The organism is Tautonia rosea (assembly GCF_012958305.1).
Classification (GTDB): domain Bacteria; phylum Planctomycetota; class Planctomycetia; order Isosphaerales; family Isosphaeraceae; genus Tautonia; species Tautonia rosea.
This window is the reverse complement of record NZ_JABBYO010000002.1, coordinates 472654-486984: the sequence shown is the minus strand read 5'-3', so window position 1 is coordinate 486984 and position 14331 is coordinate 472654. Positions and strand designations below refer to the sequence as shown.

Below are 14331 nucleotides of genomic sequence, written 5' to 3'. Positions count from 1 at the left end.
TCAGGACGTCGAGCCGAGACGAGGACCTCGGCTCAGAACCGCCATCAGGGCCAGAATCGCGACCACCTGACCGGCAATCAGCGGCACGAACTGGATCCACTGGCTCCCCGCATCAAGACGGCTGACCCATTCCGGCCATCCCTCTGAAACGATCGTACGGGTGAATCGCCCGCCAATCCACCACGGTGCCATCGGCTCGCCAAGCCAGTGCGGCAAGACAATCTGGGTGATTGGATCGGTCAAATCCTGCGGCAACTGCGCCCCGACACCTTGAAACAAGAGGATCACTACCCCACCCCACACAGCCAGAATCACCGCGGGAAGCATCGCCCATTTGCCTCCGACCGCAAGCAATCCCGCCACACCGATCATCCCGAAAGGCAATAACGGCACCAGCAACCGCGGACCGGTGGACCATCCTCCGGTCCACTCCGGATAACTTATATTGATCAGAAACACCGCCACACTTGCAAGCATGGCCACCAGGCCCAGGCCCCATTGCCTGCGAATCATCAGGGAAATCCACCCCGGAACGGCCAGCAAGAGGATGGGGGCATAAAAGAACAGACCCCGATACCTCCCCCAGAGCAAGGGGGCGGCGATGTTCCAGTCGGGTGACCGCAGGCCAAGCGGGTTGTCTTCCGAATGAACCTGAGCAAACTGTTCGGTCGCGTGGTGGGCGTAACCGATATCGATGGGTGATCCGAACGCCAGCAGGTTGTATCCCATCAAAATCAACGCCGGTCCCAACGCCCCCATCGCAAAGGCCCCGAGCGCTTTGATCGGCAAACCTTTCCCCAATACCTTCGCCAGCACGAAACCCGCAAGGAGTGCCGAGATCGGCCCGACCGAAAGCTCAACCACCGACGCATAACTCGCCAGGATCCCTGCAAGGACCAATCCCCCGAAGGGATGCCGGGCTCCCGGTCGGTCGATCAGGGCCAACGATCCCAGCAGGCAGGCCGACGCCAGTTGATGCCCGTAACTCATCGTTGCATAGGCATAAGCCGGGGTCGCAAGGCCATAGGCCAGACCCACCAGCACCGCCCCTCTCGGACCACAGCCGACACGACCGGCCAGGATCACGAGGACCGCAGCGCCGATCGCCGTGGCCAGACCGGCTGTACCCAGGGTTGTCCAGTAATCCCCCGGCCAGTGCCGCAAGGCGGGTTCGCCAATTGGGTGATCGGGCAAGCCCACGACGAACTTGGCAATCGCGTAAGGGATCGTCGCCACCAGTGAGTAACCCGGCTGCTTATCCGTATAATAGCGATCGTCGATCCGCGCGATGTCGTTTGTCTGCACCCGGTAATCGTCGAGGCGGATCGTCCCCTGATCAACGAGGGCATACGCTAGCATCAATCGACTTGCGCTGTTCCAGTCTCGCGCGTGCCAGAAAAAGGCAAAGCTGCCGAGGAGAATCAAGGCCACGCCGACCGGTGCCAGGACCCGGTCACGAACCGACCAGCCAATGAACTCCTCGCGATCAGCCACGCGTCCCATCCCCCGGGCCCTTGCTCCGCCAGATCAACCCGATGACCGCCGACACCGCAGCCGCTCCCAGCAAGGCCGCTCCCGACTGGATCGGCAGCATGTAGCGATCCCAGGCCATCGGGATGAACGCCAAGACGGTCGCCAACCCGACGGCGAACTGGACCAACACCGCCCAGGCCGTCGGCGGCTGCCCTGCTCGACGCTGACGACTCCCGATTCCGATCGCCCCAATCACCCCCGTCATCACGATCGGCCCCCAGAGCAAGGCTCCCCAGTCCTGCGCCCAGTCGTAACGGACGATCGAGTCGGTCGTCCTCGGCCCGAGCGGTCCAAACCGGCCAAACCCTTGCACTCCCACCACCGCAAGCTTCGCTCCCAGCCCGTTGACCGGATACCCCTGGGCCTTGAAGACCGGGTGTTCTTGCGCTCCTCGGGACACGTCCGAACGATGCTCCATCACCGCCAGGGTCCGGCCGAGCACACCTTGCTCGGCCAGATTCACGACCCCGTCCGGCGCTCCTTCCGGAAGCCTTGGGGAAGCCGTCAACACCGGGTTACCGAGGATGAAGGTGCCGAATGCCACCAGGCCCGCCAGGATGACCGACCCAAACACCAGGCCCTTGCGACCGAGGCTCACCCCTGGCACCACCACCGCCAACGCGGCCCAGGCGACCAGAGTCATCGTCGCCAGACCTCCGCTGAGCTTTGACAGGGCGGCAAGGCCCGCCAGAGTTCCCGCTCCTCCTGCGATTGCCAGCACGGCGCGTCCACGACGATGACCGCCCATCAACTCCCGCCATCCCCAGAGTCCCACGGCCAGTGCCAGCAGCATGAAGGCCTCGGTCGGCACGTCCGACATCGCCCTCCGAGCGTGCATCCGATAAAGCGGATTGATCGCCAGCAGGACGCCCGCCAGGACGCCGGCCCGAGGCCCGAAGCTCATCGCGCCGATCGCCGCCACTGCCATGCAGCCCACGGCCCCCAGGAACACAGTCGGCCATCGGGTCCAGACAAGCAGGTCCATGTCGCCGAAGGTCGTGGCCGTGTTGTTGTACCAGGCGAAGGCATCGGCCCGTCCGGGCATTGGCCGCCCTCCCAGATGGAGCATGGCGCCTATCACATACTTCGGCAGCGGAGGAAGGTCGATCGCCGGATATTCGAGCCAGGCCTGGTCATTCCAGCGTCCTTCCCACCAAAGGGGCCCGAAGTAGCCCTGGGAGACGTACGCCCACTCGTCGATGAAGCTTGGCTCGTCGGCCAGGCGGAACCCAAAGCTCAGCAGGGCCATGAGCCCGACGGCCACGAGTCCGAGGCGGGGCCAGAACGATCGGCGGGGAGGTGTCTCGGGATCGGGTCCGTCGGCAGGCATGGCGTCGGGGGATAGGGGAAGAGGGGTTGCGCCGGTCGGATCGATCGCGCCTGGGGTACTGGTGGGGTTATTTTAGAAATCGGTACAGATGACTGGCAACCATGCGGCCATCGGATATGGTTCCGTGACGCCTGATTTGCCCCCGTGCCCGGCGATTGTATTGCCGTGCAAGGTGTGTGAGTACGAGGCGTCGCCGCCTCATCGATCGGCGGGAATTGCCGTCATCGTCCTTGATCCGACCGCCGCGAGCGAATTCATGCCTTCCCCTGAGCATTCCTCCACCCGAGCGTTCGATTCGCGGCGTCACGGCATCCGAAGGCCCTCGGGCCTGACATTCCCACCTCTCGCTGATGGCGGCTCGACCCCGACGACTTCGGTCGTCCGGCATCCGCAACGCTCCCCGATCCACCCGACCATTCCGGTCTGGGCTGAGTGCTTGGGTGCGCGACGGGCCGGGTCTCGAACTCCCTGGAGGAATCCCCGATGAAGACCGAGCGAAGCGCATCGACGGGCCCGCCCGCCCGCCGGGCGTCGCCTCGCCTCGCCCTGATCCTCATGGCCCTGGCGGCGATCAGCCTGGAGGGATGCCAGTCTCTTCAGTCGATCAACCCCTTCCGAAACTGTGTGGGCTGCGGTCCACTTAGCAGGATCGGCAACGGCGGTGGCCTGTTCAACCGCAACCGCGGGCGGATCGTCTACGAGGAGCCGCCGATCATTCTTGATTCGGCTCCTGGTGTCGAGGTTCTGCCTGGCGAACCTGCCATTATTCAATCGACCCCTCCCATGGGTTCGACCCTCGTGCCGGCCGATCCGGCCCTCACGACCCCCGCTCCCGCGATCCGGCCTCCCGACGACACCCTGGAGCTAGAACCCCTGCCCGAACCCTCGGGACGGGCTCCCCAGGGCTCCAGTAACCCTCGGGCCAGTACAGACCGTACGCTGGGGAGTCGGCCGATCGATCGAGCCTCTACCGCTCCGACCTCGACCGGCGACTCGTTCGCCGATCGCATGGCAAGACGAAGTAGTGATGAGGCTCGGCCTCGCTTCGGCTTCGACCCGGCTCCTGAGCCGGGTCGGGCCGCCCCCCTTCCCTCCCCTACCACACATTCCAATTCTAGCGAGAGTCTCCGGGTCATTGACCAACTTCCGGCTCCCGAGAGCATCGACTCTGATGACTCGGACGACTTCGCTCCCCCTCCTCCGGTGGCCGATCCAAAGTCCGAATCGGCTCCGATCGAATCGGTAGTAACCCCGAACCTCGGAGATGAGACTCCTCCTGCGGTCCGGCAGCCGATCGTGTCCAACCCGGTTCCTGCAGCCGACCAAAGTCTTTCGCCCCCGGCGGTGGTCGAGCCGATGCCTCCCCCCTTCGCAGACTCGGCTGCCGTGCCGTCCGAAGGGGATGAGGCTCAGCAACTGCCCGATCCTGCTCCTCCTGGGGTCGCTGAGCCTGAGCAAGCGACTCCCAAGGAACCGATCGAGCCACCTCCCGATCCTCCGGCGGTTTCCGAACCGACGACCCAGGTAATCATCCCCGAGTCGCTGCCGGAGACCGGCGCGACCTCGGGGATTGACGCATTTTACAGTGTCGCTCCGTTGCTGGCCGGTGGGTCCATCCCGGAGGAATCGGGATGGACCTGGCTGGCGGATCGGGGCTATCGGACCGTGCTCGACCTGCGTCCGGTTGATCAGATCCGACCCGCCGATTTTGCCTCAAGTAACCGGCTGGGCCTGCGTCACGTCCTCTTGCCCATGACTCCCGGGACGATTGATGCCTCGCTCGTGAACCGGTTCGAGGAGGAAATTGCACTCGAATCGGCCAGGCCCCTTTTTTTCTGTGACTCAGACGGGTCGGCCGCCGCGGTCCTCTGGTACATCCACCGGATCAAGGTCGACCGCACCGACCCAGACCGCGCCCGACGCGACGCCGAACGCATCGCTCCCATTCCTCCTTCCTTGATGCTCCTCGCACAGTCGTTTCTGAACGGTCAGCCCCTCGCCGCTCAACCCGAGCCCGAGATGCCAGTCCTCGTGATCGAAACCGACTACCAGGTTGACGCCGAACTCGCGGCGACCGAGCCCTCACCCTCCGATGTTGATCCTTCTGAGGCTCACGATCCTTCGCAGGCGGTTGCGGAGACAACGGCCGCTTCCAGCACCTCGGAGCAACCGGTCAATCCCGAACCGTCCGCTTCCAGCGTTGCCGAGGCTTCCGTCGCCGAGGTCTTCGAAGACCCATTTGCCAAGCCGGCCCCCGTCGATCCCAAGAGCTGGGGACCTTATGCCGCGCTCTTTCTGACGATCCTAGCCATCCCGCTTGCCTACTGGGGCTCCTCCAACCTGCCGAACGGCTTCAGGACGAGGGTCCGGGCCAGTCTGACGGGACCGGCGCGACAACGAGCGTCGCTGCCGACGTCGTCGGATGCTTGAATCGCAGCGACCGCGCATGAAGGGCAATCCGGTGCCCGCCATCGCTCGCCGATAGCCGACCCGATGCCCCGTACTTCAAATCACCCACGATCGGCAACCTTCGCGATGCTAGTTGCACCCGGATTTGATGGCTCCTGCCGCTAATCGGCCTGACTTCCAGCCACGATTGACCCTTCCAACGCTCCAGCACCCGGAACGCCAGGACCGCTTCCTTCCCTCCGGCTCCGACCCGCACGACGTTCTTCGCCTCGTCCTTGATGAGCCGATCGGTCCACGTCCCTGCATCCTCCTTCGGGCTTCCCTCCACAATCGCCCAGTACACTTTTTCGACCGTCCCGTCGCGGAACTGGGCCGACAGCCGGCTTGCCCCTTTACTCGTCTTGCCGAGCACGACCACCCCTGACACCGGCCGATCGAGCCGATGCACAAGGCCGACGAACACGTTTCCCGGCTTCTGATACCGGACGCGCAAATCCTCCCGCGCCCAGTCGACCAGCGACTCCGATCCCGACTCGTCTCCCTGCGTGGGCATCCCGCTCGGCTTGTTCAGCGCAAGGCAGTGGTTGTCTTCATCGAGCACGACAGGTCTCATCGAGACGTCCTGATTTGAATCATTCCGAGCTTCCTGCGCCGAGGTCGGGTGAATCCTCACAATGCGGTCGAGGGCCCGCCAGCGGCATCGGTCAGGCGCTTGACGATCAGGGTCGCATACGCTCCTCGGGGCAGCTCGAATTCCAGCTCTAGGGTTTTGCGACCTCGGTACAGATCGTCGTCCTTCAGGTCCGACTGCGACCATCGACCGGCCCGAAAGATCGCCGCGCGGTCCCCTTTGGACAGGAAGACGTCCTTCAAGTGCCGGACGCGGAGATCCTCCCAGGCCATCCCCTGCTCCACGACAACCGACCGGGCGATCTCGGCCACCTCGTCCGAGCCGATCACCGTCCGAGACGCCGGCAACGGCAACCGGGTTTTGGCGAGCCGATCGACCTGTTCGGGCTCCAGGCCGACCGGTACCGGAAGCATTGCCGTCCGGAACGGATGCATCACCCGTTGTTCCGGCCGGGTCAGCCGCTCGATGAACCGACCCAGAATCAGGTTCCAGAGATGGCTCTGATAGGCCGAAAAGTAGATCGACCTGAGATCGCGCCTGACCCGAGCAAAGGCCCCTCGAAAGTCGGTCGGATGATCAACCAGGTACGTGACGATACTGCGGATGTGGGACCGGTCAAGCGTGTCTTTCGCCTCCGGCCACTGGCCCCAGAGCTCACGAAGGATCGCCTTTTGTCGGGCGTCTCCGGGACGGTCCGAATCGTTCTCTTCAGCCAGGGCAAGCCAGAGGGCTCGCTCGTGATCCCCGGTGATCCAGGCCCGGCCGATAAACTCTCCGCTCGGACCGACCGAACCGAACCGCTGGTCGTCGAAGTAGTTCGGGATGCCGTCGCGAGGAATCTCCGTTGCCGCCTGAAGCGCCCGGGCCGCCTCTTCGTCTGACAGGTCGCGGAGGACGATTCCGAAATGGTTTCCCCGGAACGACGACGGCCCGTACGGCTCGTCGATCCGACCGATCGGCTCCAGGTCGATCTGTTCCTGATGCAAGGACCGCTCGGGCCCTTTGAAGATCGAGAGGTATTGAATCGTCAACGCATGCCGATCCTTCAATCCTCCGTGACGGACGACGTCGGGCGGAAGGTTCCAGCGGCGTCGGATTGACTCGATTGCCTCAGGCGTGCCGATTCCTCGCTTGGTTAATCGGTAGAGGACGAAGCGGCCCCGGTCTCCGGGCTGAACAGTGGGCAATTCCTCGACCCGGAAGTCCTCGGGTCGGCACTTGATCTTCACGGCAATCGCGTCTCAAAAAAAGGCGCAGCGGGTAGGACGTTCGGGGCAGTTCCCATTGTAACGTCCCGGATCAATTCGCGCGCAGAAACGCGGAGCCGCAGAGACTCGAACAGGAGTATTCTCTCTGTTCGTCTCCGCGACTCCGCGTCTCGACGCGAACTCCCTTGTCGTCTCCCGACCGATCAGCCGAAGAGCGAGGTGACCGCCTCACCCTTCACCAGCTCGCGGGGCTGGTTCAGGTGGTTGTAAACGATCGTGTCCGGGGCAATCCCAAACGAGTGGTAGATCGTCGCCAGCAGCTCGTTGGGGTGGACCGGATCATCGACCGGAGACGAGCCGGTCTTGTCCGACTTGCCGTGGACGTTGCCGCGACGGATGCCGGCCCCGGCCATGACGGCGGTGTAACAGTACGGCCAGTGGTCGCGGCCGTCGGCGCTGTTGCCGTTGCCGGACGTGCTGACCCCCTTCTGCGGGCTACGGCCGAACTCACCGACGGCCACGACGAGCGTGTCGTCCAGCATCCCTCGCTCGTCCAGGTCAGTGATGAGGGCTGAGAGCCCCTGGTCGAGCATCGGGCCCGACTGATTCTTCATCCGCTCGGTCAGGCCGACGTGGTGGTCCCACGAGTGGTTGTCGCTGTTTGCGACCTTCGGCCAGATGACCTCGACGACCCGGGTTCCCGCCTCAACCAGCCGCCGAGCCAACAGGCAGCTCTGGCCGAAGGTGTTGCGGCCGTAACGGTCACGCAGCGGGGTCTTTTCCTGGGCCAGATCGAACGCCTCGCGGGCCTTGCCCGAGACGACGAGGCTAAGCGCCCGATCGTAATACTCGTTCAGGTTGTAGTTCGAGACCGACTCATCAAGCACTGGCATCGCGTCGTTCAGGGCCTCGCGGAGCTTGGCCCGGCGCTGAAGTCGAAGGGCGAAGACCTCGGGACGGAGTTGGAGGTCATCGACCTTGATCCGGCTCATCTTCTCCATGTCCATGTCGTCACCCTCGGGGTAGAGGGTGTACGGGTCGAACGCCTTGCCGAGGAACCCGGCGGTCCCCCCCTTGCCCACCACGTTCGACTCTTGCAACGGACGCGGAAGCATGACGAACGGCAGCATTGGCACCGTTGGCGGCTGAATCCGGATGATGTTCGAGCCGAAGTTTGGAAAGTCTTTCGGGCTCGGCGGTTCGAGCTGACCAGAGGGGCTGACCTTATCGGTCGTGTAGCCGGTCATCATCTGGTAGATCGCGGCCGTGTGGTTGAACAGGCCGTTGGGGGTGTAGCTCATCGAGCGGATAAAGGTGTATTTATCCGCAATCTGGGCCATCTGGGGTAGAATTTCGGTGACGTTGACACCCGGCACATTGGTCGAGATCGACTTGAAGGCGCTTCGGACCTTCTCCGGGGCGTCGTCCTTGGGGTCCCAGAGGTCAAGGTGGCTCGGGCCGCCCTGCAGGTAGACGAGGATCACGCTCTTGGCCTTGCCCCAGCCGGGGCCGCCCGCGAGCCGTCCGGCGTCGTTGGCAGAAGCGGCCTGCAACTGAAGCAGGGAGCCGAGCGACAGGCCGAACAGGCCCGACGCCCCCACGCGGAGAATATCGCGCCGAGTGGCGCCGAGATGGTCGTCGCAGAGGTCCTTGCCGCTGGGTCCGGGAACGAACAGCATCGCGGTCCTGCCTTTCGATGGGCGGTTCGGGAGATCGGTCCTACGAGCCGTCAGTGAGGGGTTCGAAGACAGGTTCGGGTTCGAGCACGTCTCGATTCCGGGGATCTGTCTTGAGCCCCCGATCGCAACACGATCAATGATTGAACAGGAACGCCGGGCTGTTGATCAGGGCCCAGGCGATATCCTGGGCCGCCGTGAGCCGGCGGGATTCGAGCTGATTGGTGCTCATGGCCAGGTCAGTCCGAAGCCGGACCAGGGTCGGGTCCTCGGGAAGCGGCTGCTCCGCTTCGGTCAAGCGCTGGCGAAGCTGGACGAGCTTCGGATCTTCGGGCAACGGCTGCTCGGCCTGCGCGAGAGCCTGCTCTTTCTGTCGGTACGGCTGATCAATGGCCTTGAAGTAGGCCATGACCGAAGCCCGTTGCTCGTCGGTCCACTGGGATTCCCCAGCAGCGACCAGCGATGCAAACGCGTCGGGAAGGCTCACGCCCACCGGCTCCGGCTGGGCGCTGAGCGCGAGACGGAACCGGCCGATCGAATGCTCCCGGCTCTGGAAATTCTGCACCATCTTGATGGTCAGCAGGGTGCCTCCGGGGTGATTGAGCGGCTCGGCCAGCTGGAAGGTGGCCCAGTGGGGCACCCCCGAGGCCGGCGAGACGGCCCAGCCCTGTGCCGGGTCCTTGTCGTTGCCGTCAACCGCGGCGGCAATCGGGAGATTGTCCTGGCTGAAGTCGGCCAGCGGATTGACAAGTGAGAGCTTCCGGACCTGCGTCGGATCGGTCAGCGGGGCGGCGTAGACCTCGATCTCGTTGAGCACGAAGTTGCCGTCCTTTGCCCGCCCTGGCCCGTTGCGGGGCAAGGACTCATCGGTCAACACTTCGAGCCGAAGCGCGGTCAGTCCCGTCAGCTCCGTCTCGGCCACGATCGTGTAAATCCCCTGGCCATTCTTGTCGCCCGAGGCCACGATCGAGCGGTCCTCTCGCTGGTCCAGGGTCGAGCCGTTCGAGGCCGTCATGCGGCGGGCTTGCAGCGATTCCCAGGCCACGAGGTTCTTCGACTGCTCCTCGGCCCACTGACTGATCTTGGTAGGCAGGTCGTTGGACGTATACCCCTCCAGATCGGCTCTGGCTGCGGCGATCTTCTCCTGGCGCTCCTGTTCTTGCTCGGCGATCCGGGGGGCGATTTCTTCCTCGAAGGCCGACAGGGCCTCGCGGGCGGAGGCGATAGCCTCCTCGCGTTCCCGTTCCCACTGAGGCATCAGGGCGGCGACTTCCGCCTCTCGCTTCGCAAGAGCGGCGACGAGTTCCTGATGATCCGCACCGATCTCATCGAAGACGGCGAGGCAGGCATCGATCTCGCTCACCTTTGCCGGCCGGTTGAGGATCCGCAAAAACAAATCGTTGATGAGCGAGGCGTTCCCGTCCTCCTCCTTCACGATCGAGGCAATCGCGTTCTTCGGGTCGCCGATCGCCTCAGCGACGGTCGGGCCGCTCACCAGGGCCATGATCGGCCCGAGCTGAAGGTCGTCGGACCGCTCGCATTCGCAGGCGCTCTCGCGGACCGGTCGGCCGAAGGTCGTCAGGAATCCACTGGGCAGGTCGATTCCCGAGTCGGGCAAGGCGGCCGCTCGGGTCCCTTCCGGCACACCGGGAATATTCGGCGTGGCACCGGCGACCTTGTAGATCGCGTCGTACAGAACCTCGGCCGGCAGTCGCTTCGGTCGGGCGCTGGCGTAGTTGATGGTATCGTCGGTGTTCCACTCGTTCGTCTCGACCGAAAGCTGATAGGTCCGAGAGGTGGCGATGAGCCGCATCAGGTGCTGCACATCGAACCCACTGGACACGAACTCGTCGGTCAAATAATCAAGCAGTTCAGGGTTTGTCGGTGGGTTGCCGGCGCGGATGTCGTCGAGCGGCTCGATCAAGCCGACTCCCATCAAGTACCCCCAGATCCGGTTCGCGTAGCTCCGGGCGAAGTACTGGTTGTCGGGTGAGGTGATCCATGAGGCCAGCGCCACGCGGCGAGGGGCGTCCTCGGGTGCCTCGTGGGCACTCTCATACGGGAAGACCGGCTCCGTCGGGGCTCCGGTACGTTCGTGAATCACTTCCGTTGGCGAGGTATCGCTGACAATCTCAAAGAGCGGCTTGGCCCCCTCGACGGCCGATCCTCCAATGCGGCGATCTCCACTCTCTGGATCGGTCGCAAGCGCCACCTGGGCGAAGAAGGCGGACGTCTCGTAATACTGGTCCTGGGTCCAGCGCTCGAACGGGTGGTCGTGGCACTTGTTGCAGTTGAAGCGGATCCCGAGGAACAGGTGGGTCGTATTCTCCATCGTCTCCTCCGGGGTGCGAAGGATCTTGTAATACGACGCCGCCGGGTTCTCTCGGTTCGAGCCGCTTGCGGTCACGATCTTGCGGACGAACTCGTCGTACGGCGTATTGGCCGCGACTTCCTCCCGAATCCAGTTCCGGAAGGCTCTTGCCCCCTCGGGAGCGAGGAACTTCGCGTTGACCTGAAGCAGGTCGGCCCATTTGTTCGTCCAATACTCGACGAACGCCTCGGACCCGATCAGTTCCTCGACCAACGCCTCGCGCTTCTCGCGACTCGGCCTCGGATCGTCAAGGAAGGCCGTGACCTGTTCAGGAGACGGCGGCAGGCCGGTCAGATCGAGATGAGCCCGGCGGAGGAACTCCGTATCGGTGCAAAGGTCCGAAGGAAGGATCTTCATCCGTTCCCACTTGCGGACAACCAGATCATCAACCGCGTTGTAGGTTTCCGGCTCGACCCAGACGAAGCCGCTCCGATCACCCATGACGGTCAAGGTGGTGGCCGCGTAGGCTCCTTCGAATCGGGCGAGGATCGGGGCCTCGCCACGCCGAATGGCGGAGATGAGGCCACGTTCACCGGCCTCGGCCACTTCGGTGTTGCCACTTTCAAGGAAGGCGTTTTGCGTCACGTCGCGGCGAGTCCCGTCGGCATAGGTTGCCACCACGCGCAACTGCTGGCGAGCGCCAATCCGATCGATTATCGGGTTCGACGGCTGGACCTCGATGTTCGTCACCCGGGGCGTTTCCAGGTTGAGCGACGCTCCCGAGGCGATCCAGTCGCGGAGAATCCGATAGTTCGGCTCCTCGGTGTCCATCAAGACCCCGCCGACGTGGGCCACGCCGCCGGTCGGCTTGAGCAGCATCAGGCTATCGTCGGGAGAGGCCAGGTTCACCCGCCTCGCCGCGTGGTCGTCGGTCAACGATCGGATGTCGAAGATCGGGTCATACCCTCGGAGCGACAGTTTGAAGCCGTTTTTGCCGTCTTGGGCCCCGTGACAGGTTCCCTGATTGCAGCCAAGGCGTGAGAGGACCGGGTTCACGTCCCGGACGAAGTCGACCTCAAAGGGCTGCGAAAGCCCCTCGACCCTCACCGGAACCTTGGTCGATTTGCCCGCGATCGACACCTCAAGCATTCCATTTCCATCGGCCTTTGGCGTGACGAAACCGGATCGGGCAACCTCGACCACCGGGCTCGACAGGCTCAGGTCAACCGTTCGGGTCAGGTCGACCACCGCGCCGCTCGAAAGAGTGCCGCTGACGACGATCTGAACCGAATCAAACAGGTTGACCAGTCGGATCTCGCTCGGAGTGATGGTCAGTTCGACAAGCTCAGCTCCTTCGGGCAGGCGGTCGGCCTCGGCCACTTCGGTCGAGTCATCCACGGCGACACGCTTGGGCCGAACCGGTTTGCCAGCCTCGGCGACCTCGGCCGAACCTTCTTCAAGCGGGGCGGGAGACACCTGATCCACGACCGTACCCGTCGCGGCATCAATCACCCGAATGATCCCGTCGCCCCCGGACGCCAGCAAACGACCATCGGCCCCGAAGGCAATGGAATAGAGGCCCGTCTCAGAAACGCTCAGGCGAGCGATCTCGCGGACCCCTTCCGTGTGATAGGCGTTGAGCTTCTGAACCTCTTCGGCCGATCGCGTGGTCACGACCTTCTCATTGATTTCCTTGATCTCGTCCGGCAGGCTCGTGTCGAAGTCGTAGGAGAAGATGGCGACCTCTCCTTGACCATCAAGCGCGCTGGCCGCGGCGATCATCGATCCGTCGGGGCTGACGGCCACCGAGAAGATCCGGCCCTTCATCGCCGGGAACTCGCGGATCAGGTTGCCATCGTCGCCGATCACGCGTTTTGTCAAACGCTCGACCCGGTAGAGCTTGGGCACACCGTCCGAGCCGCCGACCACAATCTCATCCCGATCCGGGTGCCGGGCCACGGCATTGACCCCTCCCTTCAAGGCTCCGGGAGTGATCGAGGTGATGTTGTCCACAAATCGCTGCGTCTCGATCTCCGTCAGCTTCACCGCCATGTCTCGACCGACCGAGATCAGGTGCGACCCCTTCGCCGAGAACACCGTGTCGAGCGCCCAGTCTTCATGGGCGAGGAGAAAGAGCACCTGCTCTCCCGTGGTCACGTCAATCGCCCGGACCGAATTGTCGGCGCAACCGAAGGCAATCTTCGTCCCATCGGGCGACCAGCTCGCGCCATAGACCGTGTCGTACGTGACCGGGACCGATCGAATCAGGCGAGACGAGGCCACATCCCAGATTTGCACCTCGCCCAACCGCCCCGGATTACCACCGGTCACGGCCAGCTTCGAGCCATCCGGGGAAAACGCGACCGACTCGATCCGCTCGGAAAGACCGATCAGTCGGCCCGTGCGTTCCAGGGTTTCGGCTGACAGGAGCAAAACCTCGTGGAAACCGGCAACGGCGATCGTGCTTCCATCAGGCGAAACGTCCATCGACGCGATCACCGGCGGACGGACGTAAACCGGCGGGTTTTCTGCGCTGAAGGTGGTCCGGACATTGGCTGGGGTGTCGTCGATGGCCCCTTCGGCGATCCACTGGCGAATCAGAGCGATCTCGGCGTCGAGCAACGGCGGCGCATCCTGGGGCATGAGCGCCTCGCCATTGGTCGGCGTGATCTGATCGATCAGGTAGCTTTCCACCGGATCTCCCGGCACGATGGCCGGCAAGGTCGATTCCCCTCCACTGAGCAACCGTTCGAACTCGGTCATCACGAACTTGCCCCCGGCTTTCGCCGGCTGGTGGCATCCCTGGCAGTTCGCCTCGAAGATCGGCCGGATTTGCTCGTAATAGCTGACCTTCGCATCGGCCGGATCGGCCGGGGTCTCGGCGTCGTCGGCCTGTGCGAAACCAGCCCAGAGCAGGGCCATCAGGACCGCGGTCGTCGTCGGGTACCCGTACCAAGGTCTCATCACGGCGGTCTCCTACATCGCTCGATTCGGCAGTCGAAGCTCGGAGGGATTGAGAAGGAGCGCCTCCCGGGAATCTCGCAAACGATCCCAGGAGACCCGGCGGTGGGGGCGTCGAGTGTACTCGCACTTGCCCTCAAGATCGGGCGGGGGAACCCGATTGGGCGATGGTTCATCTTTGGTTATACAGTGATCAACCGTCTGGATCCAAAAGAATTTTCTCGTCGGGTCATCATCGTCTCCTCGAATCACCTCCTCTCGACAAAGACCTT

7 protein-coding genes are annotated in these 14331 nt (G+C 63.8%); 1 reads left to right on the top strand and 6 read right to left on the bottom strand.

The window, feature by feature from the left end; genetic code table 11:
* Together HG800_RS04780 and HG800_RS04775 are read right to left on the bottom strand one after the other, a co-directional pair.
* Window positions 1–1494 (bottom strand): hypothetical protein, encoded by a 1494-nt coding sequence (locus HG800_RS04780; protein WP_169974255.1) that lies wholly within the window; start codon window positions 1492–1494, stop codon window positions 1–3.
* Window positions 1487–2863: an ArnT family glycosyltransferase gene (locus HG800_RS04775; protein ID WP_235963256.1), complete on the bottom strand. Its 1377-nt coding sequence runs from the start codon at window positions 2861–2863 to the stop codon at window positions 1487–1489. The genes HG800_RS04780 and HG800_RS04775 overlap by 8 nt, the downstream gene beginning before the upstream one ends.
* A gap of 483 nt (window positions 2864–3346) precedes the next feature.
* On the opposite strand from HG800_RS04775, the gene HG800_RS04770 reads away from it, so the two are divergent.
* The gene (locus HG800_RS04770; RefSeq protein ID WP_169974254.1) at window positions 3347–5293 is read left to right on the top strand and encodes a hypothetical protein; all 1947 of its coding nucleotides are present in this window, start codon (window positions 3347–3349) and stop codon (window positions 5291–5293) included.
* Here the strand turns inward: HG800_RS04770 and HG800_RS04765 are convergent.
* From HG800_RS04765 to HG800_RS04750, 4 genes are all read right to left on the bottom strand, one after another.
* A complete protein-coding gene (locus HG800_RS04765; RefSeq protein WP_169974253.1) occupies window positions 5217–5885 on the bottom strand; it encodes an RluA family pseudouridine synthase in 669 nt (222 codons plus the stop codon). The genes HG800_RS04770 and HG800_RS04765 overlap by 77 nt on opposite strands.
* Window positions 5886–5941: 56 nt before the next feature.
* Complete coding sequence (gene truD / locus HG800_RS04760) at window positions 5942–7132, bottom strand: tRNA pseudouridine(13) synthase TruD (RefSeq protein ID WP_169974252.1); 1191 nt, start codon at window positions 7130–7132, stop codon at window positions 5942–5944.
* Between the two features lie 182 nt (window positions 7133–7314).
* Window positions 7315–8790, bottom strand: coding sequence for a DUF1501 domain-containing protein (locus HG800_RS04755; RefSeq protein ID WP_169974251.1), 1476 nt, complete (start codon window positions 8788–8790; stop codon window positions 7315–7317).
* 133 nt (window positions 8791–8923) lie between these two features.
* The gene (locus HG800_RS04750) at window positions 8924–14062 is read right to left on the bottom strand and encodes a DUF1549 domain-containing protein (protein ID WP_169974250.1); all 5139 of its coding nucleotides are present in this window, start codon (window positions 14060–14062) and stop codon (window positions 8924–8926) included.
* Between the last annotated feature and the right edge of the window lie 269 nt (window positions 14063–14331).

Excerpts from the sequence above, each read along its gene's own strand:
- HG800_RS04750 (WP_169974250.1), bottom strand. The coding sequence starts at position 14,062 with ATGAGACCTTGGTACGGGTACCCGACGACGACCGCGGTCCTGATGGCC.
- HG800_RS04755 (WP_169974251.1), bottom strand. The coding sequence starts at position 8,790 with ATGCTGTTCGTTCCCGGACCCAGCGGCAAGGACCTCTGCGACGACCAT.
- HG800_RS04765 (WP_169974253.1), bottom strand. The coding sequence starts at position 5,885 with ATGAGACCTGTCGTGCTCGATGAAGACAACCACTGCCTTGCGCTGAAC.
- HG800_RS04770 (WP_169974254.1), top strand. The coding sequence starts at position 3,347 with ATGAAGACCGAGCGAAGCGCATCGACGGGCCCGCCCGCCCGCCGGGCG.
- HG800_RS04775 (WP_235963256.1), bottom strand. The coding sequence starts at position 2,863 with ATGCCTGCCGACGGACCCGATCCCGAGACACCTCCCCGCCGATCGTTC.